This window comes from Fulvimarina thalattae (genome assembly GCF_040239565.1).
In the GTDB taxonomy this organism is placed as follows: domain Bacteria; phylum Pseudomonadota; class Alphaproteobacteria; order Rhizobiales; family Rhizobiaceae; genus Fulvimarina.
The window spans coordinates 34838-60880 of the sequence record NZ_JBEHWS010000008.1 but is presented as its reverse complement, the minus strand read 5'-3'; the positions used below and the strand labels follow the sequence as shown (position 1 = coordinate 60880).

At 61.8% G+C, this 26043-nt stretch carries 31 protein-coding genes; 18 read left to right on the top strand and 13 right to left on the bottom strand.

Annotated features, from left to right (window positions below):
- Positions 1 to 6: 6 nt before the first annotated feature.
- Positions 7 to 309: a HigA family addiction module antitoxin gene (locus ABRA89_RS12080; protein WP_349941731.1), complete on the bottom strand. Its 303-nt coding sequence runs from the start codon at positions 307 to 309 to the stop codon at positions 7 to 9.
- Positions 310 to 325: 16 nt separating this feature from the next.
- A complete protein-coding gene (locus tag ABRA89_RS12075) occupies positions 326 to 607 on the bottom strand; it encodes a type II toxin-antitoxin system RelE/ParE family toxin (RefSeq protein ID WP_349941829.1) in 282 nt (93 codons plus the stop codon).
- An 802-nt stretch (positions 608 to 1409) separates the two neighbouring features.
- Between ABRA89_RS12075 and ABRA89_RS12070 the strand changes: the two genes are divergently transcribed.
- Entirely contained in the window at positions 1410 to 2288 is an 879-nt protein-coding gene (locus ABRA89_RS12070; protein WP_349941730.1) for an NAD(P)-dependent oxidoreductase, read from the top strand.
- On the opposite strand, the gene ABRA89_RS12065 is transcribed toward ABRA89_RS12070, so the two are convergent.
- Positions 2289 to 2672, bottom strand: a complete 384-nt coding sequence (locus ABRA89_RS12065) for a response regulator (protein WP_349941729.1) — start codon at positions 2670 to 2672, stop codon at positions 2289 to 2291.
- A gap of 112 nt (positions 2673 to 2784) precedes the next feature.
- The gene (locus tag ABRA89_RS12060) at positions 2785 to 3411 is read right to left on the bottom strand and encodes a histidine phosphotransferase family protein (protein ID WP_349941728.1); all 627 of its coding nucleotides are present in this window, start codon (positions 3409 to 3411) and stop codon (positions 2785 to 2787) included.
- A 285-nt stretch (positions 3412 to 3696) separates the two neighbouring features.
- On the opposite strand from ABRA89_RS12060, the gene ABRA89_RS12055 reads away from it, so the two are divergent.
- Together ABRA89_RS12055 and ABRA89_RS12050 are read left to right on the top strand one after the other, a co-directional pair.
- Positions 3697 to 4443, top strand: coding sequence for a DUF1134 domain-containing protein (locus tag ABRA89_RS12055; RefSeq protein ID WP_349941727.1), 747 nt, complete (start codon positions 3697 to 3699; stop codon positions 4441 to 4443).
- Between the two features lie 184 nt (positions 4444 to 4627).
- Positions 4628 to 5776, top strand: a complete 1149-nt coding sequence (locus tag ABRA89_RS12050) for a coiled-coil domain-containing protein (protein WP_349941726.1) — start codon at positions 4628 to 4630, stop codon at positions 5774 to 5776.
- Positions 5777 to 5835: 59 nt separating this feature from the next.
- Here the strand turns inward: ABRA89_RS12050 and ABRA89_RS12045 are convergent, their stop codons facing one another.
- The gene (locus ABRA89_RS12045) at positions 5836 to 7503 is read right to left on the bottom strand and encodes an AMP-binding protein (protein ID WP_349941725.1); all 1668 of its coding nucleotides are present in this window, start codon (positions 7501 to 7503) and stop codon (positions 5836 to 5838) included.
- Positions 7504 to 7611: 108 nt separating this feature from the next.
- Here ABRA89_RS12045 and ABRA89_RS12040 point away from each other — a divergent pair, with 108 nt between their 5' ends.
- The 6 genes from ABRA89_RS12040 to ABRA89_RS12015 all read left to right on the top strand — a co-directional run bounded on the left by ABRA89_RS12040 (position 7612) and on the right by ABRA89_RS12015 (position 14331).
- Positions 7612 to 8493: an alpha/beta fold hydrolase gene (locus tag ABRA89_RS12040; protein WP_349941724.1), complete on the top strand. Its 882-nt coding sequence runs from the start codon at positions 7612 to 7614 to the stop codon at positions 8491 to 8493.
- Positions 8494 to 8666: 173 nt separating this feature from the next.
- Complete coding sequence (locus ABRA89_RS12035) at positions 8667 to 9347, top strand: hypothetical protein (protein WP_349941723.1); 681 nt, start codon at positions 8667 to 8669, stop codon at positions 9345 to 9347.
- Between the two features lie 35 nt (positions 9348 to 9382).
- On the top strand, positions 9383 to 10444 hold the full coding sequence (locus ABRA89_RS12030; protein ID WP_349941722.1) for a hypothetical protein: 1062 nt from the start codon (positions 9383 to 9385) through the stop codon (positions 10442 to 10444).
- Positions 10441 to 12090 (top strand): Dyp-type peroxidase, encoded by a 1650-nt coding sequence (locus ABRA89_RS12025; RefSeq protein ID WP_349941721.1) that lies wholly within the window; start codon positions 10441 to 10443, stop codon positions 12088 to 12090. Before ABRA89_RS12030 ends, ABRA89_RS12025 begins: the two co-directional genes overlap by 4 nt.
- Before the next feature lie 58 nt (positions 12091 to 12148).
- Positions 12149 to 13510 carry a cytochrome P450 gene (locus ABRA89_RS12020; RefSeq protein WP_349941720.1) on the top strand — a complete coding sequence of 454 codons (1362 nt, stop codon included), beginning with the start codon at positions 12149 to 12151 and terminating at the stop codon, positions 13508 to 13510.
- 35 nt (positions 13511 to 13545) lie between these two features.
- On the top strand, positions 13546 to 14331 hold the full coding sequence (locus tag ABRA89_RS12015) for a glutathione binding-like protein (RefSeq protein ID WP_349941719.1): 786 nt from the start codon (positions 13546 to 13548) through the stop codon (positions 14329 to 14331).
- 97 nt (positions 14332 to 14428) lie between these two features.
- Here the strand turns inward: ABRA89_RS12015 and ABRA89_RS12010 are convergent, their stop codons facing one another.
- Both ABRA89_RS12010 and ABRA89_RS12005 read right to left on the bottom strand, forming a co-directional pair.
- Positions 14429 to 14767 carry a DUF2252 family protein gene (locus tag ABRA89_RS12010; protein ID WP_349941718.1) on the bottom strand — a complete coding sequence of 113 codons (339 nt, stop codon included), beginning with the start codon at positions 14765 to 14767 and terminating at the stop codon, positions 14429 to 14431.
- A 277-nt stretch (positions 14768 to 15044) separates the two neighbouring features.
- The gene (locus ABRA89_RS12005) at positions 15045 to 15572 is read right to left on the bottom strand and encodes a P-loop nucleotide/nucleoside kinase family protein (protein WP_349941717.1); all 528 of its coding nucleotides are present in this window, start codon (positions 15570 to 15572) and stop codon (positions 15045 to 15047) included.
- A gap of 259 nt (positions 15573 to 15831) precedes the next feature.
- Between ABRA89_RS12005 and ABRA89_RS12000 the strand changes: the two genes are divergently transcribed.
- Positions 15832 to 16590, top strand: coding sequence for a sulfite exporter TauE/SafE family protein (locus tag ABRA89_RS12000; protein WP_349941716.1), 759 nt, complete (start codon positions 15832 to 15834; stop codon positions 16588 to 16590).
- Between the two features lie 120 nt (positions 16591 to 16710).
- Here the strand turns inward: ABRA89_RS12000 and ABRA89_RS11995 are convergent, their stop codons facing one another.
- Positions 16711 to 16887: a YdcH family protein gene (locus ABRA89_RS11995; protein ID WP_349941715.1), complete on the bottom strand. Its 177-nt coding sequence runs from the start codon at positions 16885 to 16887 to the stop codon at positions 16711 to 16713.
- Between the two features lie 230 nt (positions 16888 to 17117).
- Here ABRA89_RS11995 and ABRA89_RS11990 point away from each other — a divergent pair, with 230 nt between their 5' ends.
- From ABRA89_RS11990 to ABRA89_RS11970, 5 genes are all read left to right on the top strand, one after another.
- Entirely contained in the window at positions 17118 to 17321 is a 204-nt protein-coding gene (locus tag ABRA89_RS11990) for a YdcH family protein (protein ID WP_349941714.1), read from the top strand.
- Complete coding sequence (purE, locus tag ABRA89_RS11985) at positions 17318 to 17830, top strand: 5-(carboxyamino)imidazole ribonucleotide mutase (protein ID WP_349941713.1); 513 nt, start codon at positions 17318 to 17320, stop codon at positions 17828 to 17830. The genes ABRA89_RS11990 and purE overlap by 4 nt, the downstream gene beginning before the upstream one ends.
- Positions 17767 to 18900, top strand: coding sequence for a 5-(carboxyamino)imidazole ribonucleotide synthase (locus ABRA89_RS11980; RefSeq protein ID WP_349941828.1), 1134 nt, complete (start codon positions 17767 to 17769; stop codon positions 18898 to 18900). The genes purE and ABRA89_RS11980 overlap by 64 nt, the downstream gene beginning before the upstream one ends.
- Positions 18901 to 19073: 173 nt before the next feature.
- Complete coding sequence (gene ykgO / locus ABRA89_RS11975; RefSeq protein WP_007067880.1) at positions 19074 to 19199, top strand: type B 50S ribosomal protein L36; 126 nt, start codon at positions 19074 to 19076, stop codon at positions 19197 to 19199.
- A gap of 99 nt (positions 19200 to 19298) precedes the next feature.
- Complete coding sequence (locus ABRA89_RS11970) at positions 19299 to 20108, top strand: tetratricopeptide repeat protein (RefSeq protein ID WP_349941712.1); 810 nt, start codon at positions 19299 to 19301, stop codon at positions 20106 to 20108.
- Between the two features lie 21 nt (positions 20109 to 20129).
- Here ABRA89_RS11970 and ABRA89_RS11965 read toward each other — a convergent pair whose 3' ends face one another.
- The 3 genes from ABRA89_RS11965 to ABRA89_RS11955 all read right to left on the bottom strand — a co-directional run bounded on the left by ABRA89_RS11965 (position 20130) and on the right by ABRA89_RS11955 (position 22164).
- Complete coding sequence (locus tag ABRA89_RS11965; RefSeq protein ID WP_349941711.1) at positions 20130 to 21419, bottom strand: NAD(P)/FAD-dependent oxidoreductase; 1290 nt, start codon at positions 21417 to 21419, stop codon at positions 20130 to 20132.
- Positions 21420 to 21422: 3 nt separating this feature from the next.
- The gene (locus tag ABRA89_RS11960; protein WP_349941710.1) at positions 21423 to 21584 is read right to left on the bottom strand and encodes a DUF3096 domain-containing protein; all 162 of its coding nucleotides are present in this window, start codon (positions 21582 to 21584) and stop codon (positions 21423 to 21425) included.
- A 151-nt stretch (positions 21585 to 21735) separates the two neighbouring features.
- On the bottom strand, positions 21736 to 22164 hold the full coding sequence (locus tag ABRA89_RS11955) for a secondary thiamine-phosphate synthase enzyme YjbQ (RefSeq protein ID WP_349941709.1): 429 nt from the start codon (positions 22162 to 22164) through the stop codon (positions 21736 to 21738).
- Positions 22165 to 22279: 115 nt separating this feature from the next.
- On the opposite strand from ABRA89_RS11955, the gene ABRA89_RS11950 reads away from it, so the two are divergent.
- The 3 genes from ABRA89_RS11950 (at position 22280) to ABRA89_RS11940 (ending at position 25133) form a co-directional block, all read left to right on the top strand.
- A complete protein-coding gene (locus ABRA89_RS11950) occupies positions 22280 to 23257 on the top strand; it encodes an alpha/beta hydrolase (RefSeq protein WP_349941708.1) in 978 nt (325 codons plus the stop codon).
- Positions 23258 to 23399: 142 nt separating this feature from the next.
- Positions 23400 to 24269: a L,D-transpeptidase gene (locus ABRA89_RS11945; protein ID WP_349941707.1), complete on the top strand. Its 870-nt coding sequence runs from the start codon at positions 23400 to 23402 to the stop codon at positions 24267 to 24269.
- Positions 24270 to 24410: 141 nt separating this feature from the next.
- Positions 24411 to 25133 (top strand): L,D-transpeptidase, encoded by a 723-nt coding sequence (locus tag ABRA89_RS11940; RefSeq protein ID WP_463671288.1) that lies wholly within the window; start codon positions 24411 to 24413, stop codon positions 25131 to 25133.
- Positions 25134 to 25216: 83 nt separating this feature from the next.
- Here the strand turns inward: ABRA89_RS11940 and ABRA89_RS11935 are convergent, their stop codons facing one another.
- Positions 25217 to 25681: a hypothetical protein gene (locus tag ABRA89_RS11935; protein WP_349941706.1), complete on the bottom strand. Its 465-nt coding sequence runs from the start codon at positions 25679 to 25681 to the stop codon at positions 25217 to 25219.
- A complete protein-coding gene (locus ABRA89_RS11930) occupies positions 25678 to 26031 on the bottom strand; it encodes a flagellar protein FlgN (RefSeq protein ID WP_349941705.1) in 354 nt (117 codons plus the stop codon). The genes ABRA89_RS11935 and ABRA89_RS11930 overlap by 4 nt, the downstream gene beginning before the upstream one ends.
- Between the last annotated feature and the right edge of the window lie 12 nt (positions 26032 to 26043).

The following is a 26043-nucleotide window of genomic DNA, read 5'->3' as shown; positions in this document are numbered from 1 at the left end:
TACGCCTCACGCCGCCCGTGGCTCGATCTCGTGATAGTGGCCGGAGCGCCGGGCCTCCATCAGGTCATAGGCATTCTGCAAGCGCAGCCAGAAGCCCTCGGACGTGCCGAAATAGCGGGACAGGCGCAGGTCGGTATCCGCGGTGACGGAACGGCGCCCGCGGACCAACTCGCCAATGCGGGTCGCCGGCACGCCGATGGCGGTGGCCAGCGCGTTCTTGGTCAGCCCCATGGGCTCCAGATAGTCTTCGAGCAGGATCTCGCCGGGGTGCACGTTGGGCAGCCAATCCTCGGTCGTCTGTTCGCTCATGCCTGCCTCCTCAATGTCAGTGGTAATCGACGATCTCGACGTCGTAGGCGTTGCCAGCGTCCCATCGGAAGCAGATGCGCCATTGGTCGTTGATGCGGATGCTGTGCTGGCCGGCACGGTTGCCCTGCAATGCCTCCAGACGGTTGCCAGGAGGAATGCGCAGGTCGTCCAGTACCGCCGCCGCATCCAGCTGCCGCAGCTTCTTCAACGCCGTGCGTTGAATGTCACCGGGTAGCTTTCGAGCCGACCGACCGCTGGCGATCGTCTCGGTCTGTTTGTCGTTGAAGCTGACGATCATCCGGTCGACGTGCTGTGAAGTTGAAGCGAGTGTAACGCGATACGGCATATAACGCAATGCGTCATATCCGTTACAACAATCTCGGCGTAGCTACGGGCTATCAAGCTTGAGAGTGCGACCCCGAGCGACCGGGATTGGCACGCCCCTGCACCGAAACTTATCCCCGCCTCTGCGCCATCGCCTACACTCCGCCCATCGCATTCCGGATGGCACGGGTGATCGCCGGGATCCCTCGGGAATGCGTGCGGTGTCTGCGGCGCGTGGCTTATTCCGGAAGCTGCCGCGTCCCGGACGTCTCGCGGCCCCGTTGGCTCCTCGCGTACTACGGCGCGGGTGTGGATCGGTCCACTTAACCACCTTTAAGGGGTGGGAAACGCCAACAGCCGCCCGAAAATTAAGGGCTTGCCTGCGGGCCAGCCGTTCATCGGTCCTTTCCGTCGAAACCCGCCCCTTGGGCGGCGATCCGGTGAGAACGCCGGGAACGGGCCTGCCGCGGGAGGGCTTTTGAGGCTCGAGCGCAGCGAGTTCGACAAATCCCGCGCGGGGTGCGCCGGTGGCGAACCGACCAACACCCAATTCTCGGAGGGTTTGCCTCCGGCGCTCCGCTGCCAAGGCGGACCGACATGCGGGATCGTCCCAATGGCCTGCCACTTAAGGGGACGGTCCAAGCAAGACTCCCGCAAACCCCGGCTCGGCACCGAGCGCGGGAACGCCAAGCCGTGCCCTTTCCCGAGGTCCCGGCGTTGAAAGCCGCCTCGCCTTCCATATCTGCCCGTCTTCTTGAAACATTGCGGAGGCGATCATGGCGAAGACGGCGTTCATCGGGCTTGGAGTCATGGGGTACCCGATGGCGGGTCACCTGAAGAACAAGGGCGGCCACGACGTCACGGTGTGGAACCGCACGGGCTCGAAGGCCGAGAAATGGGCCGGCGAATACGGCGGCGCCCATGCCGCGACGCCGAAGGAGGCAGCGAGCGGCGCCGAATTCGTCTTCATGTGCGTCGGCAACGACGACGACGTGCGCTCGGTCGTCTACGGCGACGACGGCGTTCTCGCCGGCATGGAGAGCGGGGCGACCCTCATCGACAACACCACCGCCTCGGCCGAACTCGCCCGCGAACTTGCCGCCGCCTGCAGCGAGAAGGGCGTGAAGTTCATAGACGCGCCGGTCTCGGGCGGTCAGGCGGGCGCCGAGAACGGCCAGCTCACCGTCATGTGCGGCGGCAGTGAGGCCGATTTCGACGCGGCGAAGCCCGTGATCGAGTGCTATGCCAAGATGGTCGGCCTGATGGGCGAAGCCGGCTCGGGCCAGATCACCAAGATGATGAACCAGATCTGCATCGCCGGTCTCGTCCAGGGCCTGTCGGAAGCGATCGCCTTCGGCCAGAATTCCGGCATGGACATCGAGAAGGTGATCTCGGTCATCTCCAAGGGCGCCGCCGGCTCCTGGCAGATGGAAAACCGCTGGAAGACCATGAACGACGACCACTACGACCACGGCTTTGCCATCGAGTGGATGCGCAAGGATCTCGGCATGTGTCTCGCCGAAGCCAAGCGCAACGGCTCGCAGCTGCCGGTGACGGCGCTGGTCGACCAGTTCTATTCGGAGGTCGAGGCCATGGGCGGCAAGCGCTGGGATACCTCGGCCCTGCTCGCGCGCCTGCGCAAGCCGGCCAAATAGTCAGGCGGCGAGTTCGGCGGCGCGCATGTGGATTTGCAGCGTGTCGCTGAAGGTCTGGGCATCGAACGGCTTCATCAGGATGCCGTTCGCCCCGGCCCGCCGAAACCGCATCAGCGCCCCGATATTGCGCTCCACGATCGCGACGAGGATCACCGGCCGCTTGCCGCCCAGCTCCTCGCGGATCGCCTTGACCAGATCGGTGACATTGTTCGCCGCGCCGGTGGAGGAGAGAATGGCAAGGTCCGGAAGCTCGCCCTTCGCGATATGCGCCTCAGCCTCAGCGAGGGTTTCGACGACCGTGACGTCGTAATCGGCCTTGGCCAGAATCCGCTCGCCGATCTTCCGAACGATCGGCATCTCGTCGAACAACAGGCATGTCGCCATGGCGGGACGCTCCCTCTTTGAATAAACGCGGATAGGGTCACCGCCAAGCGGCATTCCAACCGGAGCTTATCCTGAGGAAGCTTGCCAAAAGGTATGCGACAAGGCCGGGTTTTCAGCCGATGGTAAAGGTGACGCTGCCGTCTTCGACCTTGTGAGAGACGGTCAGGCCCGCTTCGTTTGCGCAGAACAGCATATAATAGGGCTGGATCGTCTGGGCGCTGATCGGCTCGCCCTCATAGGTGCCTTCGATCAGCGCGATCGTATCGGGCTGCATGCGGATGCGCTGGGCCTTGGCGGAAACGATCGCGCGGCCCGGATCGGCTTGTTCGATCACCACCTTCACCTCGCCGCCACGGCTGATGCTGGAGGTCGCGAGCACGATCAGGTTGAGGACGGCCTTCGCAAAATTCTTCGGCGCATATCCCGGCTCGCCGGACCAGACGAGTTCGGGCTTTTCGTGGGCCATATACCCTTCGGCCACCGTCTTCGCATCGTTGAGATCGATCGCCGCGGTCTGCGAGCCTGACGCGCCGTAGGCCATGCGGGCGAACTGAAGCTTGCCAACGGCCGCCTTGCAGGAATTGCGCACGAGGCCCATCGACTCGGCGTCGTCCGGCATGTCGTCGAGGAGTTCGAGCCCGCTCTGAATGCCGAATACAGGGGAGATGATGTCGTGACAGATCTTGCTCGCAAGCAGCGCCGCGAGATCGGCCGCGGCGAGTTCTGGCAGTTTGTTCATCAGGCGTTCCTCGTATCGGTTTGGCGCGGCCTTCTCGAACCGCATGATCGTCGGGCGCTCGGCTCGCTTCCGCACCCATGAATTCCGACGCTCGTAGAGCGGTCCGGAACGGCAGGCTCAACGCTTCCCACCTTGGCATCCCCTTTCAGACTTGCGCCAGCCTGATTTCCGGCCTCTCAAACTTCGTTAGCGATTTCGAAAGCCTAACGTTTTCTAATGGCGGACCAGAACGCTCGCCCATGCGCAAATTCCGCGCCCATTCGATCGGAGGGGGGTCGACCGCCCATGTCATCGGCACGATTTTCTATCGCAGCAGCCCTGATCTCAGTCCTGTCCTCCGCATTGGTGTTCTCACCCGGCAAGGCCAGCGCACAATACGCCGCTCCGGCACAGGGGGGATATTCCACCCAGCCAAATTATACGGCGCAGTCTGGTGGATACGCCGATCCGGCTGGCACCTATGCGACGCAGAACGGCTACGGCACGCAGCAAACCTACGGAAACCAGCAGCCCTACTCGGCTCAGCAGCAGCCAGCGCCTGCCGGCGGTGCGGACTATTCTTTCGATGAAGTGCTGCGCTCCGGCCATCAGTTCTTCGGCGCGACATCGGGCGGCCTCGCCCAGCTCATGCAGCAGGCGATCCAGAGCTACGGTTTACCGAATGGCTACATCCTCGGAGAGGAGGCCTCGGGCGCCTTCATCGGCGGGGTGCGCTTCGGAGAGGGCACGCTCTACACGAAGAACGCGGGCAATCACCGCATCTTCTGGCAGGGACCTTCATTAGGCCTCGACGCCGGCGCGGACGGCGCCCGCACCATGATGCTCGTCTACGATCTGCCCTCCGTTCAGGCAATCTATGGTCGCTATGGCGGGATCACCGGTACCGCTTATCTTGTTGGCGGTTTCGCGATGACCGGGCTGAAGCGTGACAATGTAATGATCGTTCCGATCAAAACGGGCGTCGGCGCACGCCTGGGCGTGAACATCGGCTATCTGAAGATGACGCCGGCTCCGACCTGGAACCCCTTCTGAGCCACCAAAGGCCCCAGACCCAGCGCCATGACGAACGCGGCGCGCGGCACACTTCTTGCTGAACGTCGCTCGCAATCGCGCAACAGCTGACGGTTTTCCTCGCCCTTCATTCGTTTGGGGGGCGAATTCCGCACGAAGGCGACCTATCTTGTTTCGGCCTTCATCAGGATAGTCGTTCGCGCCCATGATTACCGCCGCCCTGACATTTGCTTTCGGGTTTCTGCTCGCACTGCTCTGCGCCCTGCTGATCGCGCCGCTCGTCTGGAAACGGGCTCGCTCGATCGCCAAGCAGGAATTCGAGGCGACGATCCCGGTCAACGCGCGGGAAATCCAGGGCACCTATGATCGATTGCGCGCACAGACCGCGTTCGAGGCACGCCAGCGCGAGATCGCATCGGAAGAGCGCGAACGCCGGGCCGCCCTCGAACGGGCCGATGCCGGACGGGTGGCGAGCGAGAACGCGGAGCTGAAGGCGCGCACCAAGGCGCTCACCAAGCAGGTTTCTCAGCAGATGAGCGAACTAGAGGAACTCAATACGGCTCTGTCCAAACGCGAGGCCGAAGCCGATGAAGTCGACACCGAGCTGCGCGAGGTCCACCATGACCTGAGGGTCCGGATCGAGGAGTTCGAGGAGCTGGGCCGCCGCTTCGAAGAGATGACCGACATCGCCGACGAGCGAAAGGTCCAGATCATCACGCTGGAAACGCGCAATGACGAACTCGCCGACGATCTGCGGGTTCTGGAGCGGCGCTCGCGTGAGAGCGCCAATTCAGTCGACCGGCTCTCGAACGAAGTCGACGGTCTGCGAGCCCAGCTTTCGAAAGAGCGGTCGACGAACCAGCGCCTGGAGGCCAAGGTGACCCGTCTGACCGGCCAGCTTTCCGATCGCGACGACCAGCTGGAACGCATCTTCTCGCGCGGCGGAGGTGAACGGGCGACGGCAACGAGCCGGGCCATCAACGCCGAAGAGCGTGCCGAATACAGGCTGAGGCGCTCAGCTGAAGCGGAAGCGAATGCTGAAGACGGCGACGAAAATACCGAGGTCGCCGACGATATTGCCGAGGAGAAGCCTGAGCGCTTCGAGGCGAACGGATCGGCCGACCACGCGTCGCTGGAAGCAATTGATGATCCGGCAAAACTCCGTGAAGAGGTCGCCGACATCGCCGCTCAGGTCATCGATCGGACAGCCCGGCAGGAAGGCCCCTCTTCGCCGATCGAAGCCATACTGGCCTCGGCTGAAGACGATCAGCAGAGCGCGGCCGGCACTTACAAGAGCCTTGCAGCCCGTGTGGGCGCGATGCGCCGCGAGCGTGAGAGCGAAGCCGCACAATAATTGTCTTTGCCTCGGTCGGTCACCAACCACAATCGAGGGATTTTAATCAGGCCGCCCGATCAATCGCGCAATTCGCGGCGGAGGACCTTGCCGACATTGGACTTTGGCAGTTCGTCGCGAAATTCGACGACGCGCGGGCGCTTGTAGCCGGTCAGTTTTTCCCGGCAATAGGCCTTCACAGCCGCCTCGTCGATGGACGGATCGTCCTTCACGACGACCAGCTTGACCGCTTCGCCGGAACTCTCGTCCGGAACCGCCACGGCCGCGGCTTCCACGATACCGGGCATCGAAGCGACGACATCCTCGATCTCGTTCGGATAGACGTTGAAGCCCGAAACATTGATCATGTCTTTCTTCCGATCGACGATCCGGAACCAGCCGTTCTCGTCCATCACGCCGATATCACCTGTGCGGAAGAAACCGTCCTCGGTCATGACCTTCTCGGTCTCTTCCGGCCGCTCCCAATAGCCGGCCATGACCTGCGGGCCCTTGATTGCGATTTCGCCCTCTTCGCCCTGGGGCAATTTCTCGCCGTCTTCGGAAAGGATCGCCATTTCCGTGCCCGGCAGGGGCAGGCCGACAGTCCCGGTATATTCCGTGCCGAGGGTGTAGTTCGCCGAGGCCACGGGCGAGGTTTCGGAAAGGCCGTAGCCCTCGCAGATGGAGGTTCCGGTCAGTTCCTCCCACAACTCGGCGGTCTTTTTCTGCACCGCCATCCCACCACCGACCGATAGGAGCAGCGGCGACCAGTCGACAGACTTCGCATCCTTGTGGCGGGCGATCGCACCGAACAGCGTGTTGACGCCCGGAAAGCTGTGAAAGGTCTTGCCCTTGAGCGCCTTCAGGAGGGCAGGCAAATCGCGCGGATTGGGGATCAGGATGTTGGTGCCGCCCATGCGCATGCACAGCATCATGTTCACCGTGAATCCGAAGATGTGATAGAGCGGCAGGGCGCAGACCATCGTCATCGTGTTACCCGGCTTGATCTGGGTGAGCGCCGGCCCGAACCAGAGTTCGACCTGGAGGACGTTAGCGATGACATTGCCGTGGGTAAGCGCTGCGCCCTTCGAAACGCCCGTCGTGCCGCCGGTATATTGCAGCACCGCAACGTCGTCGAGCTGCCCCGCGGCCGGGGTGAATTTCGCTGACTTTCCCTCTTTTATTGCGTCCTTGAAAGCGATTGCCCCCGGCAGATCGTAGTCCGGCACCATCTTCTTGATCTTGCGCACGACGAAGTTGGTGACGAACCGCTTCACCGTTGACTGAAGGTCGCCGATCGTGGTGACGATGACATGCTCCAGCGAAGTCTTCTCTTTGCAGGTCGCGACCGTCTTCGCCATGTTTTCGAGGACGATAATCGCTTTCGCGCCGGAATCCTTCAACTGATGGGTGAGCTCGTTGGGCGTGTAGAGCGGGTTGGTGTTCACCACGACGAGACCAGCCCTCAGAGCCCCTGCGACCGCGACGGGATAGGCCAGTACGTTCGGCATCATCAGCGCGATCCGGTCACCCTTCCTGAGGCCGATCGACTGAAGGTAGGCCGCGAAATGCCGGGACTTCTCGTCGAGTTCGGAAAAGTTCATCTCCGAGCCCATCAGGCTAAAAGCAATGATGTTCCCGTGCTTCGTGAATGCTTCGTCCAGAAGATCGGCAAGTGATCCATAACTGTGCTGCGGCAGTTCGCGGGGCACACCCTCTTGGTATTGCTGGAGCCAGGGCGCGTTCATGATGTTTCCTCTTGTGTTTTCAAGCAGCCTAGCTGACCCATGACCGGAAGCAAGCGGCGTTTGAGTCCAAACGGAAACAAAGGCCGGAAAGTGCCAGGAGGCGTTTGAATGACGACTGAAGAAGGCGTGCGGGACGAAGGACGTATCGTCACTTACGAGCGTGAGGGACTAAACCTCGCGATGCGGGTTTTCGGACCCACCAAGACCCAGAAGGCACCGATTGTATGCCTGCCGGGTCTTACCCGGAACAGCAGGGACTTCACCGCCTTCGCAAATGCGATCCGCGATCTCGATCCGGAGAGAACGGTGATCGCTTTCGATTACCGTGGGCGCGGGCTATCCGACGCCGCGTTGGAGGCCGAGGCTTACAACGCCGCCGAGGAGGCCAAGGACGTTCTCGCCGGCCTCGATCATCTGGGCGTAAGGACAGTCGATCTCGTCGGCACATCGCGCGGGGTGATCGTGACCCATCTGATCGCGGCGATGGCCGCCGACCGGATTGCTCGCGTCGTCTTCAACGATGCGGGACCGCGCATCGAAGTGGACGGCCTCCTCGGCATTCGAGAGTATCTCGGCGCCGCGAAGGCGCATGAGAGCCTCGACAAGGCCGCGAACGCGATCGAGGCGTTGTTCGGCCCGACTTTTCCTGCACTCGACCGCGCCGATTTCGAACGCCAGACGCGCGCGCTCCTCGTCGAGCGGGAAGGCGTCTGGGTTCCTGACTTCGATCCGAAGCTTCTGAAAACACTCGACACGCTTGAACCGGGCAAGCCTCTGCCGGAACTTTGGCAGCTGTTCGATCTCCTAAAGGAAAAGCCCCTCCTCGTGCTGCGCGGGGAGCATTCGGACATCCTTTCGGTCGAGACGGCGGACGAGATGGCCGCTCGCCATCCCGATTGCCGGGTGCATGTCGTCGAGGGCCAGGGCCACGCGCCCTTCCTCGAAACGGCGGGACTGCCACGACTGATCCTCGATTTTCTGGCGACATGATAACCATTCGGTTGTCATGAACGGTAATTCATAAGGCGTCCGAACAGGATATCCCGTTGGCATGGCTTTGCGTTTGCGAAGCCTCACCGACCTGCGCCACAATTGCTGTAGCCAGACGGCAGCCCCCATGCTACCTTGACCAAGCGGAACGACATTTCATCGAGGATTGCTGAATGTCCAATCTTGCGGGCAAAGCCTATGGCATGAATGTCGTTACGCCGAGCAAGCCGCGGTGGACGTTTCTGAACAACCTCATCTTCATGGTGTCCCGCGCCCTCCCCGCTCGCCTGGGCGGGCTTCTGGGCCTTTCCATCATCCATTTCGCGCGGTGGACGATCGTCAAATGTGACGAATGGCCGGACCTCGGGCAAGGCCAGCAGAACCTTGCCTATGATTACATGATCTTCAATTCCAACTTCAACGGAACCTGGGATCAGTATATCGACGCGTTCTCGGACGGGATTCCTTCAGGCCTCGATTTCTTCTGGTATTCGGCGCTGAAATATCCGGCCTCGATTCCGATCTCGCCGTTCAAGCAATACATCACGCATAATCAGATTCAGACAGATTATTACTACAATGCGACGCCCGGCTCGGCCCAGCGTGACATCAAGTGCGCCTTTGCGGTCTACGACGCGGTTCTGAAACTCCAGAAAATGCACGGAGACAGCTCGCCGGAAGAGTTCGCCCGGGCCTACCGGGACGCGCTGCTGCGCATTCAGGGCTGTTTCGGAGAGCCCGGCTACGGCCCGATCGCCAGCCTCGACACCGAATATGCGGATGTGAACCGCGAGGCCTTCGTGAAGAAGGCCGCGCAGGTCTTGAAGGCGCGCAACGAGCTGGCAACGGAGTGATGCCGGAAGGGGCTTTGATCCAAGGAATTTGAGACATGCCGAATTTCGACACCGGCCACTACTTCCTCACGGTTCTCGCTCCGATCAAGAACGGCGCGATGCCCAGCGGCGAGACCGAGCAGCAGTCCTACAACACGTCCTATGTGCAGCAGCTGCGCCAACGCCTCGCAATCCTGCCGACCGCCCTGCAATCGCCGGCGACCGAACAGATCGGCATCAACTCGCCCTTCGCGAACGAGATGAGTACGCATTTTTCGCGCATGCTCGTGATCAACGACGTGGTCTTCAACGGGCGAACCTACCGCAATCCAATCGTGGACGCGTTGGGCGGACACGATCCGCTGAGTCCGCAGAAAGTCGATAATCTTTCGAGCAGCTATCTGCTCTGGACGGTGGACTTCGACGCAGTGAGGGAGATCGGCGATCCGCTTCCCACCACGCTTACCGAAAAGGAGCAGGACGAGGTTCGGGACGCCTATCTGCGGCGTGCCTGGACCGCGATGGAGGCCGAACTTCAGGAGATTTTCAGCCATTGCTACGGCTTTGAGAACGTAAAGTCGCGCGGCGATTTCGTCGCCTATATCCGCAAATGCCAGGTCGAGACGACCATGCCGTTCAACGACTACTGGCTGGAGACGCCGAAGCTGCCTTCGCTGAACGTGACGGCGATTTTGGCGGCAGTGGGCATCCCGGCCGTGGTGACCGTGCTCGCGCTGATCAGCTGGCTCATCGGCGCGGGGAGTGTTCTCTTCGTTTTGCCCTCGCCCGGCTGGACCTTCATCGTCGCGGCGCTGCTGACCGCCTTGGCGGTTTGGCTCTCCTACAAGTTCGCGCTGAAGGAAGGCATGAGAGCGATGCCGCCCGGACCCTATGCCGATCTGCCGGGCGTGCTGAAATCGCTCTATGTCCAGCAGACCTTTTCGCAATTCGCGATCGACAGCCAGGGCCTGAGCGACGAGGCGCTGCACAACGCGTTCGGCAAATATTGCGACAAGCACAAACCTGACGATCGGATGACGCCGAGCCAGCGGCCGGGCTTCATCGCGATCAATCGCAAGGGTGCCATCGTCAAAGCTGGCGAGAGGGCGGCGTCATGAACCGCGAACTCAATCTCGACGATATCCAGGGCAACATCACGCGGGCCTATGGGCGCTACAGCTTCCCGTTCTCGCGCTACTTCTTCTTCCACATCTCGGACCGCAAGGCCGGGCGGGACTTCGTGGAAGAAGTCCGGCCGCTGATCACCACCGGCGCGCGGTGGACGCCCGAGACCAAGCCGCTCGTCACGCACAATATCGCGTTCAGCTGGATCGGGCTTCTGGCGCTCGGGCTTTCGACGCGGACGCTGAAGTCGATGCCGGACGAGTTCATCGACGGCATGAAGGAGCGGGCCTTCGTTCTCGGCGACTCAAGCCCCGACAAGGTGCGGGCGAAGGATACGAACTGGTGCGCGCACTGGGATCCGATCTGGCGCGACAATCGCAGGCGCTTCGACGAGAACACGCTGGAGAACGAGGACGTTCACATCTGGATGTCGCTCAACGCCCAGTGCCTGGAGGGGACAAGCGATCCGGTGCCGGAGCTCGAAGAGGCCACCGAGAACCTCAGGGCGATCTGCAAGAAGCTGAAGAACAAGGTCTCGATCCTCGCCAAGAACGGCAAGGCGGGAAACGAGGAATATCAGGCCGGCAATGCGGTCTTCATGACGCTGCCGGACGGCACCAAGACGCCGACGCCGCAGGAGCATTTCGGGCTGACCGACGGGATCGGCGATCCGGTGTTCTACGGGCAGCACGCCGACAAGCTGGAAGCCTCGAACGTCGTCGGGCGAGGCAAGTGGATGGACGCCAAGAAGGGCTGGGAGCCGCTGGCGACAGGCGAATTCCTGCTCGGCCACCCGGACGAGAGCCAGGAGCTGCCGCCGGCCTCAAAGCCGCCGGAGTTCACCAACAATGGCAGCTTCCTCGTCTACCGAAAGCTGCATGAGAACGTGGCGAGCTTCAACCAGGTGCTCGACGAAGAGGCCGAGACCTTTGCGAAGGTGATGGACGTGCCCTTCGAGGAGGCGCGCGAGACGCTGATCGGCAAAATGGTCGGCCGCTGGCGCGATGGCGTGCCCCTTATGGTGGCCCCGACCTATGCCGAGTGGCAGCAGTTCCGGAAGGACAAGGGGTTCGACAATCCCGCAACGCCGATGGCCTATGTCGACTACCTACGTGGAAAGGAGGTCGACGACTTCCGCTACGGCGAGGACATGCAGGGACTGAAATGCCCGGTCGGCGCTCATCTCAGGCGCGTAAACACGCGTGATTATCTCGCCCCGCTCAACAAGCGGAGCGGCGATAACCCCGCCTCCAACACCGCCCTCAACAAGCGCAGGCGCATCATGCGGCGCGGCCTGCCCTACGGCCCGACGGAGCTGGGGAACGCGACGGACGAGACCGAGCAGGGCGTCGTCTTCATGGTGATCTGCTCGAACATTTTTCGTCAGTTCGAGTTCGTGCAGCAGCAGTGGATCCAGTACGGGCTCGATTTCAACGAGGGCAACAACACCTGCCCGCTGCTCGGCAATCACGATATCCACAAGCGCCACGCGATCCCGGCCGATCCGAAGTCCGGCAAGCCGCCCTACATCATGAGCAAGCTGAAAACCTTCGTGGAGACGCGCGGGGGCGAATACTTCTTCATCCCATCGATGAGCGCGCTCCGCATGCTCGGCATGGGGATCGTCGATCCGACCTGACGAACGCCTCGCGCCATGGAAAATGCAACGGTCTCATGCCGAAGAACGGATACCGTGAATGCTGTCAGCCCTCTCCAACCTGGTTCGCGTTCCCGCCCGCATCGCGGCCAATCTCGGCGAGGGTATCGTTGCGCTCGGCAGGCTGATCCGCATGGGATTTGCATTGCGCTCAGGTCCTGGGACGTTTGCGGACCGGGCAAAGGCCGCGCTGATCATCCCTTCCAACCAGCGGCTTGTCCTGAGCGTTCTTAGAAGCTTCTGGCCGAACCTCATTCTGTCACGAACTCTCGTTCGCGCGTTTCCAAGCAAGGGAACGGCCGTCATCACGCGGCATGAGGATGTAATCGAGGTCCTCTCGCGCGACGACGATTTCGAGGTCGTCTACGGCCCGCGCATGCGCAAACTGACGGGCGGCGACAACTTCTTCCTCGGCATGCAGCCGGGCTGGGACTACACCCGCGATACCTCCACGATGCGGCTCGCAGCCCGGAGGAGCGATGTCGAGACGCTGGTGGTTCCACGCGCTAGTGAGCGTTCAGAGGAGATCGTCAACAAATCCATGGGCCGGCTCGACCTGCCGGTCGATCTGACGCTTCAGGTGCCCTGGGATATGACCGACCGCTATTTCGGGACCGGGGGTGAACCCGAGAAAATGAAGGCGTGGACGACGACGCTCTTTCAATATCTCTTCATCGATCTCGGCGCCGATGCCGAGCTTGACGCGCGGGCGATGGAAAATGCTGCCGCGCTGCGCGCCTATCTGGATGAGGCGGTCGCCGAGCGGAAGGCAAACCCGACCAAGACCGAGGACATCCTCAACCGCTGCCTCGCGCTGCAATCGTCTGGCACGCCGGGCATGAGCGATCTCGGCATCCGCAACAATCTGCTCGGTCTGCTGATCGGCGCCATCCCGACGATCTCGAAAGCCTCCTGCCTGGCGCTGGACGAACTTTTTCGCCGTCCCGATCAGCTGAAGGGTGCGCAGGCGGCGGCGCGGGCCGGGAACGACAGGCTGATGGCGCAATTCATCTGGGAGGCCCTGCGCTTCAATCCGCACAATCCGATTATCTATCGTCGTGCCGCCCGAGATGCCGTGATCGCCGCTTCGACACTTCGCCAGCGGACAGTTCGAAAGAACTCGATGGTCTTCGCTTCGAATTTTTCGGCGATGTTCGATCGCTACGCCGTGCCATCGCCCGAGGAATTCCGCACTGACAGGCCCTGGGAGTCCTACATCCATTGGGGTTACGGCATGCATCTGTGCTTCGGTGATGCGATCAACCGCGCCGTCATTCCGGCGATCCTGAAGCCGGTTCTGAAGCAGCAGGGGCTCCGCCGGGCCGAGGGCAATGCCGGCGAGATCGACACGGGCGGAACGCCCTTTCCGCAGCATTTCCGGATCGCATTCGATCCGACTTGAGGGGCATCACACCATAAGCCGAAGGAGCATGCGCGATGTCCGACAAGCCGTTTCTGGTGACGCTCCTGCCCAGCACGGACGTCGATCTCGGCCGCTGGCTGCTTCAGCACTGGCAGATGCCCTATACCGAGCATCCGCACGCGCCGCTGTTCCATATTCTGGCGCTCGCCTGGTACGGACAGGGCAAAGACGACTATCCGCTGCTCGTCACCGATACAGAGAAAGTGCCGACCATCGAGAAGTTGGTCGCCCGCTTCGACGCGCACGCCCCGCCCGAGAACCGGCTCGTGCCCGACGCAAAGACCGAGAAGGCGCTGCATGACGAGGTGATGGAGCGCCAGCACTATTTCCGCTGGGAGATGGGCAACGGCACTGTGGATTGGGCCTATTACACGCTTCTGCCGCTCAAGAACCTGACCTGGCCGAGCTTTACGACAGGCGTCCCGTGGTGGGAGAAGGCCTTCGTCGCAGCCGCATATCCGGTGATCCGGTTCGGCATGACGAAGGGTCTTGGCCTCAACGCCGAAGTGGCGCTTCAGGGGCTGACGGCGGTGCGCAAGGGCTTCGATCAGGTCGACGCGCTGCTTGCCGACGGACGCGCCTATCTCGTCGGTGAGCGGCTGACCCTCGCCGATCTCGCCTTCTGCGCATCCGCCGCGCCTGTGGTGCTGGAAGAGCGCTATGGCGGCCATCTCCCGAGGATCGAGGACGTGCCGCTCGCTATGGCCAAGGTGATCCGTGAATTCCGCGAACGGCCCGCGGGTGCGTTCATCAATCGGATTTATGCGGAGGAGCGGAGGCCGATGTCTGTTCGGTCATAGCGGCGTTTGCCGGACGCCAAAGATGGTTGCGGAGCTCACCTGCTCGGCAGTGCGGGTGGCGCTTTTCCCCTTATAGCTTGCTCCTCCATCACCACGGTCAGCGATAGACCATATCAACATTGTCGAAGGCGCCCATGGCGTGGTCTTTGCGAAAGAACTTGTGGTCAGCGTCGAGCCTGTCGGCCGCTTCTTCAGTCCAACGCACGAGATCGGCCTTGAAAAGTGCATGGGGGCTCGCTGCCGCGATGATTGACGGTTCGACGTCGTAGTCGATCTGGCCGAGATCGTCCGAGAGGGCGTGAGCCTCTGCCAATGCCACACCGCAGGTGCGAGCATAATCCTTCCAGGTGCCGAAGCTCAGCTCGTCGAGGTCGATATCGTCGCGGAACGGCGCGCGCTCGCGGCTCATGAAGCTTGTCCCATCGATTTTCGACATCGCCGTAGAAGACATCGCCGTGGGCAAGCCATCGAGAGCCGATTTCCGGGCACGCTTGAACTCGATGATGAGATCGTCGGTCGCGTCCTTGGAAGGGCCTTCGATGAGAATGTAATAGCGCAGCAGGCCCAGCGAGGCCCCTCCGCTTTGTTAGATCGTTGATCGCTTTCTGGAACTTCTCGATTTCTCCGGAGATCGGCTGAAGCTCGTCACTGGCACGGAAGCTCCGGCCCGATTCCTTGAGGTAGCAGCCCTAAAACCATTAGAAAAAAGCCAATCAGGAGGAAGGCGGAGCCGTCACCTGGGCCGCTGCGATCCGGGTATCGATCGTCCGAACTGCTTCCGCAGGACTTGTGTGGGCCGTATCGATCACCAGCGGATTCCTGTCCCAAGGCTGGTACTCCCGTGAGCGCACATGGGCCCATGATGGAAGCACCCATCCGGTCGGATCGCTCACGCGCGTCTCGACCCGCTTACGATGCTCGGTCTCGTCGCTGCAAACGCACTCGACTTCCACGATAGGCACGCCGGCCTGCTCAGCGACATGTCTCCCCCCGTCGCGGCTTGCTCTGACCGGGTTGACGCTGTCGGCTACCACGCAGTTGCCAAGCCGAAAATTGGACAGGCTGACCGCGAAGGCGACTTGGTAACCTTTCGCCCCGACCTCGCGCTTCGGCTCGGATTTGAGCGCGAGTGCGTTCTCGATTTCGTCGACGCGAACATATGCGAATGCGTTATTCGCGACCAATGCCTTAGCTATCGTTGATTTGCCGGTTCCGGGCAGTCCTCCGAACACGATCAGCATGTCACAACGAACCTTGCCATATCCGACTTCAACCTACGGGAATGGGCTGTAACATGGAGCAAGCAAGATTCGCTTCGGGGTTCGAGCGAAACAGCCGTGGTCCGATTGCACAGCTCGAAAAATGCCGGTCGGCTGACTTAGACATTGCGACGAAACCAACAACTGGGTTTCAGGCAAAGCCGTTTCCCACGCCTGCCCTCGCCCTCAGGGCAGATCGGTGCTAGCGGAACGCCCGACACGTCTTATCCCGCCGGCATTCATGATCACCGATCCCTGGTTCTACTGCGCCGCCATTCCGGCGGTCTTTCTCGTCGGCATGTCGAAGGGCGGGTTCGGCGGCACGCTTGCACTGATCGGCGTGCCGTTGATGGCGCTCGCCATCTCGCCCGTGGCAGCCGCCGGCATTCTTCTGCCGATCATGATCCTGATGGATCTGATCGCGCTTTACGCCTGGCGCGGCACCTTCGCAAAATCGGTGCTCATCCAGATGCTGCCGGCCTCGGTCGTCGGGATCGCGGTTGGCTATCTCACCTCGGCCTATGCGCCGCCGGAGGTGATCCGCATCGTCGTCGGGCTTCTGTCGCTCGGTTTCGTCGCCAACTGGTGGTTCCGCACCCGCCATGCCGTGGAGCCGGCGCGTGAGAACCGGGGCCGCGCGTTTTTCTGGGGTGCGGGGGCCGGCTATGGCAGCTTCGTCGCTCATGCCGGCGGGCCGCCCTTTCAGGTCTATGTGGTGCCGCTTCGTCTCGCCCCGACGGATTATGCCGGAACGGCCGTCGTGTTCTTTGCAGTGACGAACGCGGTGAAGCTGATCCCCTATTACGCGCTCGGCCAATTCTCTCACGAGAACCTTCTGACCTCACTCATGCTTCTGCCCGTCGCGCCGATCGCAACGCTCTTCGGCGTCTGGCTCGTCAAGCGGATCGAGCCGCAGCTGTTCTACCGGATCATCTACGGGCTACTGATCCCGGTGGGGCTGAAGCTGGTCTACGACGGGGTAAGTGGCGTTCTCGGATAAGGCCGGTTCGAGGCGCGCATATGAAAACCGTAGCACCAAACGAAAAAGGCCGCGGGCTTTGCCGCGACCTTTCCTCGTTCGAATTAACGTGATCCGGCTCCTCCCGGACCTTGCGCGGTCTTACTGTACCCTGCCGCGCAGCCGCTCGATCTGATCCTTCAACTGAAGTTTCCTAAGCTTCATTTCCTTGATTTCCGCATCGCTTGTCGCGGGTTGTGTCGTCATGGCGGCGACCAACTCGTTGTCGAGCGCCGAATGGCGCTGTTCAAGTTTGGCGATATGGTTTTCCAAGGACATTAGAATCTCCTTCCGTTGGGCGCCCGGCGGGCCTGAACCCATCCGGGCAGAACAGTCAAAGCGTGTCACAAAACTGTCTTGCTGTCGAACCTTTCCATAAGGCTTCGAGCAACTTGGTTTCGTGCCCGCTATCGTGAATGTTGGTGTTTTGCTAAACAGCCGCCAGATTTGACGCGAACACGTTTTCGCGAACGATTCGCGTTTGCGCCGAAAGACGAAAAGAGGATGCGATGGCGGACCAGGAACAGGCTTTGCTGCGGCTGCAGACCGCAAAGCTTCGCCAGGAGCATGCCGATTTCGATGCCGCGATCGAGGCCATGGAAGCTCATGGCTGCGACAAGCTGCGGATTCAGCGCATGAAGAAGAAGAAGCTCCTGATCAAGGACCGCCTGCAGGAACTCGAAGACCAGATCATTCCGGACATCATCGCGTGACCGACGAGACCACCATGCCCCGCGTCGCCATCATCATGGGCAGCCAGTCCGACTGGCCGATCATGAAGAACGCCGCCGATACGCTGACCGAGCTTGAGATTGGATACGAGGCGAAGATCGTCTCGGCTCACCGCACGCCGGACCGGCTCTACGACTTTGCGAACAACGCCAAGGCGAACGGCTACCATGTGGTGATCGCCGGTGCCGGCGGTGCGGCGCATCTGCCCGGCATGACGGCTTCGATGACGCCGCTTCCGGTGTTTGGTGTGCCGATCGAGTCGAAGGCGCTGAAGGGTCAGGACAGCTTGCTTTCCATCGTTCAGATGCCTGCGGGTGTGCCCGTGGGGACCCTCGCGATCGGGCGCGCGGGCGCCGTGAATGCGGCGCTGATGGCGGCGAGCGTGCTGGCGCTGGCCGACGAAGGCATAGCGAGGCGCCTCGACGCATACCGCAAGGCTCAGAGCGAGCGCGTCGCAGAAACCCCTGTCGACGAGGAGCAGGCCCGATGAGCGCTCTTGGCCCCGGATCGACCATCGGCATTCTCGGCGGTGGACAGCTCGGCCGGATGCTCGCCATGGCCGCAGCACGGCTTGGATATCGCACGCTGGTTCTCGATCCCAACAAGGAATCGCCGGCCTTCCAGGTGGCGAACGAGGCGATCGTCGCAGCCTATGACGACCTGCGCGCCCTCGCCCAACTGACAAGCCATTCCGACGTCGTAACCTATGAGTTCGAGAACGTGCCCGTGGCCCCTGCCCGGCAGGCGATCGTCGAGGCCGATCTCTTCCCGCCGCCCGAGGCGCTGGAAGTCGCGCAGGACCGCGTGGTCGAGAAGGCGTTTCTCAATGGCATCGGGATCGAGACGGCGCCCTGGCGTGCGATCGACAGCGTGGAGGAACTCGGCCACGCCCTCATCGACATCGGCACCGACTGCATCCTGAAGACCCGCCGCTTCGGCTATGACGGCAAGGGACAGGCGAGCATCCGCAAGGAAGGCCCGGTCGCCGACGCCTATGAGAGCCTCGGCTCCAAGCCATCGATTCTCGAAGGCAAGGTACCCTTCGCCTACGAAGCCTCGCTGATTGCGGCTCGTGGCAAGGATGGCAGCGTCGCCTGCTACGATCCTGCCGACAACGAACACAGCCTCGGCATCCTCAGGCGCTCGACAGTGCCGGGACGGGTGACGCCGCTCGTTTCGGAGCGGATGGTCGAGACGGGCGGGAAGATTCTCGAAAAGCTGAACTATGTCGGTGTCGTGGGCGTGGAATTCTTCGTGCGCGACGACGAGACGATTCTCGTCAACGAGCTTGCGCCGCGGGTTCATAACTCCGGGCATTGGACCGAAGCTGCCTGCGCAATCTCGCAATTCGAGCAACACATCCGGGCGATCTCCGGCCTGCCGCTCGGCGATCCGAAGCGCCATTCCGATTGCGTGATGGAAAACCTGATCGGCAACGAGATCAAGAAGATCGAGACGCTCGCTGGCGAAAGCGACGTCGTGCTGCACCACTACGGCAAGATCGATGTGAGGGCGGGCCGGAAGATGGGCCATTTCACGCGGCTGAAACGGCTGTCGTGAAGATGTCATAGTTTGCCGTCGGAACACGCCGACGGCGTTGACATTCGGGCTGGCGCTGGATAAATCGCTGTCAACACATCTGAATGGACGAACGCGTCTTACGGCGCGTTTTTTGTTTGCGCGGCGGCAGGTAAACTCGATCCCGTCGCTAAAGAGACGACCGGGAGACCGATATGAAGATCAAGAACTCGCTGAAGGCCCTCAAGTCCCGCCATCGCGAAAACCGCATGGTGCGCCGCAAGGGCCGCATCTACATCATCAACAAGCAGAACCCGCGCTTCAAGGCCCGCCAGGGCTGATACCGCGTATGGAAAATCGCCTGAGGCGTATCGTCTTTTCGACACGTCTCACGGCATTTTCAGTTTGACGGCTTTCATGAGGTCGATAGTCTCGGGCTCATGAAAGCCGTTTTTCGTTTTCCGTCCGCCATCCTTCTCGCGGCCGCTCTCGGCCTGACACCGATGTCAGCCACCGCGCAGGAAACCGACGATCCGTCGGTCATCAATCCCGACGAGGGCGCGCCCGGCACGATGCCGGAGCTGCCGCTCCCGCCCGAATCCGGCGACGAAGGCCCGATGGTAAGGCCCGCGCCGGACGCGGACCCCGAAATACCCCCGGAAGCATTCGGCGGCCCCCTCGACGACGATGAGGACGGCACTGCCGAGATGCCGCCCGAGGAAGGTGAAGAGGCTCCCTCGACCGATCTTGCAGAACCCGGCGAACAGCAGCCCGAGACGCTGGATACGCTGTTTGCCGAACTGAAAAAGATCGGCGACGAGAATGAAGCCAAGCGCACGGCGCGCAAGATCCAGCGGCGCTGGCACGACAGCGGCAGTGACACGATCGATCTTTTGATGCGACGCGCAACCCGGGCCATGGGACAAAAGGAGAGCGAGACCGTGCTCGATCTCCTTGATCAGGTTCTCGTGCTGGAACCGGATTATGCCGAAGCGTGGAACCGCCGCGCGACCGCGCATTTCGCGAGCGGCCAGTATGGAAAGTCAATCTCCGATATCGAACAGACCCTCGTGCGCGAACCGCGCCATTGGGGTGCCCTGATGGGACTCGCGCTCATTCTGGAGCGCACCAAGCAGGACGAGAAGGCGCTCGAAGTCTATCGAGAGGTGCTCGACGTCTATCCGGCACTCAAATCGGCGCAGGATGCCGTGGGGCGGCTCTCCGAGAAACTTACTGGCCCATCGATCTGACGCCCAAACGCCAATACGGCGTCAGCCGTGCAGCTTGAGGGCCGGTCCCTTGGCCGGCGAGATCGAATCAGCGAAGATCGCCACAGTTCCCCTCAGATAGCCGAGCACGGACCATTGGTGGCGCCGCTGGATGGAGTGATAAGCCGCCTGCGCGAACTGGCCGTGGACGAGAATGTCATTCTTCGATCGGAACGGGCTGATGCTGCCGACTGAGCCGCCGCGTGCGAGTGACAGAAGTCGGCCCTGATCATTGTATTTGAAATCGTCGGGCGTTGCGCCGTCGATCGCCTTGGGAATTGCTTTGGCGAGATAGGTCGCTTGTTGGCTGGCGCACTGTGCCGTCGGCGGCAGAGGCGCGGCGTCCGGCGCAGGCTTGAAGCTCGCAGCATCGCCAAGGGCATAGATGCGCTCGTCAACCGTGGTGCGCAGCTTGGTGTCCACGGAAATTCGATGCTTGCTGTCCATATCGAAATCGCAGAGGCCCTCTAGACAGGGATTGCCGACGAGGCCGGCGGCCCAGACCGTGATGTCCGTCGGCCAACGCTCGCCGTCCGCAGCGACGACGGCATTCTTCTCCACGGCCGCGATCTTCGCATCCGCTCTCGTATCGATGTTGAGCGCGGAAAGACGATCGAGCACGGCCTTGCGGAGCTGGTCCGATGCGCCCGGCATGATCTCAGGCGCTGCCTCCAGGATGGTGATGTCGAGGAGCCGCTGATGGCTTTCAAGAACCGCCTGGTTGATGAAGCCGCGTTCCGAGACTCTCAGATGGGCCGCAAGTTCCGTTCCGGTCGCGCCTGAGCCGACAATCGAGACTTTTGCCGGTTCGCCATTTTGGCGGGCGCGCAGGATTGCGGCGATGAAGAGATCGCGAAAATCGTCGGCATCGGATTTATCATCGAGCCGCACGGCGTGGTCGGCAACGCCCTCGGTTCCGAAATCCGGCGTAACGCCGCCTAGGGCGACGACCAGCCTGTCATACTCGACATCGCGCTCGGGGCCTTCGATGGAGCCGTGCTGGCTGCGGACGGCAGCGAGGCGAACCGTCCTCGCCTGCCGGTCGATCGAGATGACCCGCCCCTGCTCGAACGTGAAGCCACGCATCGCCGCAAGCATGTAGAAGCTCATCTCGGAGAGTGTCGAATCCACCGTGCCGGCAGCGAATTCGTGGAGGCGAGGCTTCCAGACATGCGAGCCGTTCGCGTCGACAAGCGTGACGGATATGCCCTCTTTTCCGGTCAGATGGCAGGCGAGTTCAAGGCCGCCTGCCCCTCCACCGAGGACGACGACGCGTTCCTGGCTCTTACTCATCGATCAGCCACCCGCTCCGATCTGGTTGAGGAGATCGGGGAACAGACCAGTCAGCCCGACGAAGATCAGATAGAGGGCAACGATATAGCTGAGAAGCCGGGGCATGATGAGGATCAGGACGCCCGCGATCAGCGCGACGAGGGGTTGGAGGGTGATGAATTCCATTGGGATAGGCCTTCGCTGGGTTTGATGAGGACAATTCTAGCGCGGTCGGCGCCGATATCCTGTCGACACTCGAATGCCGCAGACGGCGATCTGGTTCGATAACGGCGAGGTTCACGATAGGATCGATGGAGCGGCGCGAAGATTCGGCCGGTCAGCCGTTCGCGATCTCGCCGGCGAAATGGATGACGACCTCACGCCGATGCGGGCGGGCGCGGTGTTCGACGAGGTAGATACCCTGCCACGTGCCGAGCATCATCCGTCCCTTTGAGACGGGAACGGCGAGATTCGTAGCCGTCAGCATGGTCTTGATATGGGCCGGCATGTCGTCCGGTCCCTCGATGGTATGGACGTAAACGCCATCCTCCGGAGCCAGCCGGTCGAGCGCGTTCAGAAGATCGTGCCGCACATCGGGATCGGCGTTTTCCTGGATCGTCAGCGAGGCCGATGTATGGCGGATGAAAAGGGTCACCAGCCCGTCCCTGGCTCCCGCAGCCTTCAGACTGCTGGCAATTTCCGACGTCACATCGGTAAAACCTTGTCCGCGCGTTGCGATTTCGATCGTTTCGATATGCTGCTGCATCGCGTCCTCTTTTTGGGCCGTGCTGACATCCGCATCCTCAACTGGCCAGCTTTGGCGCCGGGTCTAGATGATGCGCCAGCAGACACCTCGCAAATGGCAGGCCATCCGACCCTCAATGTCCTCTCTACCCGACGCCTCCACCTTCGATCCCGATCGCATCCCGGACGATCTGCGCGACCTCAATGCCCATCTCCGCCGCGAGCATGAAAGCCGCCCGGACACGTGGTCGGTGCCGATCGAGACGGTTCGACAGGCACGGCTGGAGGGCAAAGGTATCTTTCCCCTGCGCGATCCGGACCCCGATGCCAAAATGCTCAACGTTTCAGGCAAAGATGGTCACGAAATCCCCCTGCGGGTATTGAGGCCGAAGACACGGGAAGCCCGCGGAACATTCTTTCACATCCATGGCGGCGGCTGGGTTTTTGGCAATACGGTCGAGAACGATCCTCGTCTCCGCCGTCTCGCCGAAGCGACTGGGCTTGCAACAGTCTCCGTCGACTACCGGCTGGCGCCGGAGTATCCGTTTCCGGCGGCTGGCGACGATTGCTTCGAGGCTGCTCTCGCTCTTTCAGCCGGCGAAATTGCTGGCCTGCCGAGTGATTGGCTGGCTATCGGAGGCGAGTCGGCCGGGGCACATCTCTCGGCACTTACGCTGATCCGCATGCGTGACGAAGCCGGAGCCCAGCCGTTTCGGGCCGCGCTGCTCGTGGCCGGGTGCTACGACATGGGGATGACGCCGAGCGTGAAGAATTTCGGCGAGGAGCGACTGATCCTGAACACGCGGGACGTCGCCACGTTCTCCTCGCTCGCCGTGCCCTCCCCGGCGGCGTTGCGCGATCCTAAGAATTCTCCGCTCTATGCCGATCTCAGCTCGCTGCCTCCGGCCTATTTCTCCTGCGGCACGAAGGATCTGCTGCTCGACGACACGCTTTTCATGGCGATGCGCTGGCAGGCGGCGGGGAATGCCGCTCAGATTTCGCTCTACAACGGCGGCTGCCACGTCTTCGAGGTTTTTGGCACGTCGACCGGAGAGAAGTCCCTTGCGAATGCGGAAGCGTTTCTCAACGCCGAGATCGGACACACCGTGGCGTGACAGCCGCGCCGCACCAATTGGAAACGGAAAATTAACCTTTCCGAATGCTGGAAGAAGACGCTTAACGTTTCGGTTTCCCACGCCGGACACAATCGAAGGCACTCAGCCGGCTCAGAGCCGGCGCTTCGATTGGACGGACCGCATGCATCACCATCTTCCGAAAATCGCCCTGACCCTCGCGGCGCTTCTTGCCGCCGCCTCCTTCGGCACAACAGTCTCACCGGCCGAGGCCGACCAGCGCTATTATCAGCGACAGCCGGTCGTGGCGCCGCAACATGCGCGCAACGCTTGGCTGCAGCAATTGAAGCGCTCGCAACGGGTCAACGCAGCCGGCGTCGTTTTCGGCGGCGCACCGCCGCGCCAGCATGTCCGCAGCGGGCGCAGCATCTTCTCGCCCGACCCGTTCGGCACACGTCAGGTGATCCGCCGGCAACCGCCCGCCCCGCGCTATGCACCGCAGCCGCCCGCGCCGCGTCAGGCGGCCCAGCCGCGTTATCCGCGCTCGGCCGCAACATGGCAGGCGCCGGTCCGCGAGGTCGCGCCGCGGCGCGTGATATCGCCGGAATTCCTGCCGCAACGCGTCCCTTATCAAACCCATCAGTCGGTCGGTACGATCGTCATCGATACGAATGCGCGCTTCCTCTATCACGTCGAAGCAAACGGAATGGCCATGCGTTACGGTGTCGGCGTCGGCAAACCGGGTTTTGAATGGCGTGGAACGCACAAGATCACGGCCAAGAAGGAATGGCCGAGCTGGACCCCGCCGAAGGAGATGATTGCCCGCGAGAAGAAGAAAGGCCGGATTTTGCCAGCCTTCATGCCGGGCGGCGTTGAAAACCCGCTCGGCGCGCGCGCCCTCTATCTCGGCTCCACCCTCTACCGTATCCATGGCACCAACCAGCCCTGGACAATCGGTCAGGCCGTTTCCTCGGGATGCATCCGGATGCGCAATCAGGATGTCGAAGACCTCTATCAGAGGGCCCGCGTCGGAACAAAGGTCGTCGTGCTCTGAGAGCCCGTACATACCTTTGCGTAAATTTTTTCGGATAGACGGAACTTCCAGCGCCCTAGCGAATTGGAAAAACGGCTAAATTGTGTTTAAAATAGGTCAAAGACCAGGCAAAAAGGTCTGACCATCGGCTGGAGAAAACTGATGTCCCTTGCAAAGTGGCTTATCGGCGCCGCTGTTTGCGGTGCTGTGGCGCTCGGCTCTGTCGTCAGCGCCAATGCGGACTCGCGTGTTTACAACTACGCGACCGGAACCTGGGAGTCGGCGGACAATCCGCGCGTGATGCGTCGCACGATGATGCAGCAGCGCCGTCCTTCGGCCGCTTTCAATCGCACAAATGTCAGCATCGAGACGCGCGAGCGGCCGGGAACGATCATCGTCGATACGCGCCGGCGTTATCTCTACTTCGTCGAGCAGGGTGGCCGGGCGACCCGTTACGGCGTCGGCGTCGGCAAGGAAGGCTTCGGCTGGTCCGGCAACATGAAGGTCGGCCGGAAGGCGGAATGGCCGACCTGGATCCCGCCGAAGGAAATGATCGCACGTGAGCGCCGCAAGGGCCATATTCTACCAGCACGCATGGCTGGCGGGCCCAAGAACCCGCTCGGCGCCCGCGCGCTCTACCTCTATCGGGGCGGCCGGGATTCGCTGTTCCGCATCCATGGCACGAACCAGCCCTGGACCATCGGCCGGCGCCTTTCGTCGGGTTGCATCCGCATGATGAACGAGGACGTGGCGCATCTCTACAACCGCGTGCCAAACGGCACAAAGGTCGTCGTGATCGGCCCGGAGGGCCAAGGTGGTCGCGGCGTCTATCGTGAGACGGGCGTCGGCGCAGCAGGTCTGCTGAGCAGCATCTTCGGCGGCTGATAAAACCACGACAAGACAATCTGAAACAAGAAAGCCGGGACGAGGACGTCCCGGCTTTCTGTTTTGATCTGTTTGGGAATTCCTCAGGCGGGAGAGCGGGTCGATCCCTTGGGGATGTAGTCGAACTGCTCGATCAGCACTTCATTGACCAGCTCCTCTCCATAGCGCTCGTTGACCGAGGTCTTGATCGTATTCATCAGGGCTGGCAGGTCGTAGCGCGAAGGATTTTCGAAGTCGAAATCCTCGCTGGCGTAGAGCCGCCGGAAGGCCTCGTCCAAAACGAAGGGTTCTGGCGGCACCGCAAGCCTTGACGCCACCTTCCCGTCGATGGTGTAGACGAATCGCGCGATGATATAGCCCTGCAGCTTCCTGTCCGCGATCATCGGAACGGTGATCGCGTCGGTGGAGCGATAATCGAGCCCGGCATAGTAATCCGCCTTATCTTCGCCTGCGACTTCCTCGTCGCTGCCCGAAAGCGTCATTGCCGTGTAGCTGGAGCCGAGGGCGACAATCGTCGCCCAGACGCCGACGATGATGAACTTGATCACCGGACACGTCCTGCAAATTCAGGCCGGCTGGAATAGGTGCCGTCCGAGTCGGCAGCCTCGATGGATTTCGCCATGATCGCCGAGATCTCGTGGCTCGCCTTCACATGGCGTGCAAGCACTGCCTGATTGTCATCGAGGCGCTGACGCAGATCCGTGAGGCGCGCGCGCGTTTCTCCGTCGAAGCTTTCGGCGGTGAGTCCCCGCGTCAGCCGCGTCAGTTCGAGCAGCGACTGGTTCTTGCGGCCCGCCGTTTCGACGAGATCGATCTGGCTGCCACGGGCCAGGGCATCGTTTTCACGCGTGAGCACCGCTTCGAGGCGATCGACAGCGTTGGTAAGGGCGGTCTGCATGAGGTGATTCTC

What these genes read in the sequence shown, in the direction of transcription:
- ABRA89_RS12025 (WP_349941721.1), top strand. Translation starts at nt 10,441, where the DNA reads ATGAACCGCGAACTCAATCTCGACGATATCCAGGGCAACATCACGCGG.
- ABRA89_RS12035 (WP_349941723.1), top strand. Translation starts at nt 8,667, where the DNA reads ATGTCCAATCTTGCGGGCAAAGCCTATGGCATGAATGTCGTTACGCCG.
- ABRA89_RS11950 (WP_349941708.1), top strand. Translation starts at nt 22,280, where the DNA reads ATGTCCTCTCTACCCGACGCCTCCACCTTCGATCCCGATCGCATCCCG.
- ABRA89_RS12030 (WP_349941722.1), top strand. Translation starts at nt 9,383, where the DNA reads ATGCCGAATTTCGACACCGGCCACTACTTCCTCACGGTTCTCGCTCCG.
- ABRA89_RS11945 (WP_349941707.1), top strand. Translation starts at nt 23,400, where the DNA reads ATGCATCACCATCTTCCGAAAATCGCCCTGACCCTCGCGGCGCTTCTT.
- ABRA89_RS12080 (WP_349941731.1), bottom strand. Translation starts at nt 309, where the DNA reads ATGAGCGAACAGACGACCGAGGATTGGCTGCCCAACGTGCACCCCGGC.
- ABRA89_RS12060 (WP_349941728.1), bottom strand. Translation starts at nt 3,411, where the DNA reads ATGAACAAACTGCCAGAACTCGCCGCGGCCGATCTCGCGGCGCTGCTT.
- ABRA89_RS12010 (WP_349941718.1), bottom strand. Translation starts at nt 14,767, where the DNA reads ATGTCGAAAATCGATGGGACAAGCTTCATGAGCCGCGAGCGCGCGCCG.
- ABRA89_RS12040 (WP_349941724.1), top strand. Translation starts at nt 7,612, where the DNA reads ATGACGACTGAAGAAGGCGTGCGGGACGAAGGACGTATCGTCACTTAC.
- ABRA89_RS12015 (WP_349941719.1), top strand. Translation starts at nt 13,546, where the DNA reads ATGTCCGACAAGCCGTTTCTGGTGACGCTCCTGCCCAGCACGGACGTC.
- ABRA89_RS11970 (WP_349941712.1), top strand. Translation starts at nt 19,299, where the DNA reads ATGAAAGCCGTTTTTCGTTTTCCGTCCGCCATCCTTCTCGCGGCCGCT.
- ABRA89_RS12065 (WP_349941729.1), bottom strand. Translation starts at nt 2,672, where the DNA reads ATGGCGACATGCCTGTTGTTCGACGAGATGCCGATCGTTCGGAAGATC.
- ABRA89_RS11990 (WP_349941714.1), top strand. Translation starts at nt 17,118, where the DNA reads ATGGCGGACCAGGAACAGGCTTTGCTGCGGCTGCAGACCGCAAAGCTT.
- ABRA89_RS12000 (WP_349941716.1), top strand. Translation starts at nt 15,832, where the DNA reads ATGATCACCGATCCCTGGTTCTACTGCGCCGCCATTCCGGCGGTCTTT.
- ABRA89_RS11965 (WP_349941711.1), bottom strand. Translation starts at nt 21,419, where the DNA reads ATGAGTAAGAGCCAGGAACGCGTCGTCGTCCTCGGTGGAGGGGCAGGC.
- ABRA89_RS11960 (WP_349941710.1), bottom strand. Translation starts at nt 21,584, where the DNA reads ATGGAATTCATCACCCTCCAACCCCTCGTCGCGCTGATCGCGGGCGTC.
- ABRA89_RS12070 (WP_349941730.1), top strand. Translation starts at nt 1,410, where the DNA reads ATGGCGAAGACGGCGTTCATCGGGCTTGGAGTCATGGGGTACCCGATG.
- ABRA89_RS12050 (WP_349941726.1), top strand. Translation starts at nt 4,628, where the DNA reads ATGATTACCGCCGCCCTGACATTTGCTTTCGGGTTTCTGCTCGCACTG.
- ABRA89_RS12020 (WP_349941720.1), top strand. Translation starts at nt 12,149, where the DNA reads ATGCTGTCAGCCCTCTCCAACCTGGTTCGCGTTCCCGCCCGCATCGCG.
- ABRA89_RS11940 (WP_463671288.1), top strand. Translation starts at nt 24,411, where the DNA reads ATGTCCCTTGCAAAGTGGCTTATCGGCGCCGCTGTTTGCGGTGCTGTG.
- ABRA89_RS12055 (WP_349941727.1), top strand. Translation starts at nt 3,697, where the DNA reads ATGTCATCGGCACGATTTTCTATCGCAGCAGCCCTGATCTCAGTCCTG.
- ABRA89_RS12045 (WP_349941725.1), bottom strand. Translation starts at nt 7,503, where the DNA reads ATGAACGCGCCCTGGCTCCAGCAATACCAAGAGGGTGTGCCCCGCGAA.
- ABRA89_RS11930 (WP_349941705.1), bottom strand. Translation starts at nt 26,031, where the DNA reads ATGCAGACCGCCCTTACCAACGCTGTCGATCGCCTCGAAGCGGTGCTC.
- ykgO (WP_007067880.1), top strand. Translation starts at nt 19,074, where the DNA reads ATGAAGATCAAGAACTCGCTGAAGGCCCTCAAGTCCCGCCATCGCGAA.
- ABRA89_RS12075 (WP_349941829.1), bottom strand. Translation starts at nt 607, where the DNA reads ATGATCGTCAGCTTCAACGACAAACAGACCGAGACGATCGCCAGCGGT.
- ABRA89_RS12005 (WP_349941717.1), bottom strand. Translation starts at nt 15,572, where the DNA reads ATGCTGATCGTGTTCGGAGGACTGCCCGGAACCGGCAAATCAACGATA.
- ABRA89_RS11955 (WP_349941709.1), bottom strand. Translation starts at nt 22,164, where the DNA reads ATGCAGCAGCATATCGAAACGATCGAAATCGCAACGCGCGGACAAGGT.
- ABRA89_RS11995 (WP_349941715.1), bottom strand. Translation starts at nt 16,887, where the DNA reads ATGTCCTTGGAAAACCATATCGCCAAACTTGAACAGCGCCATTCGGCG.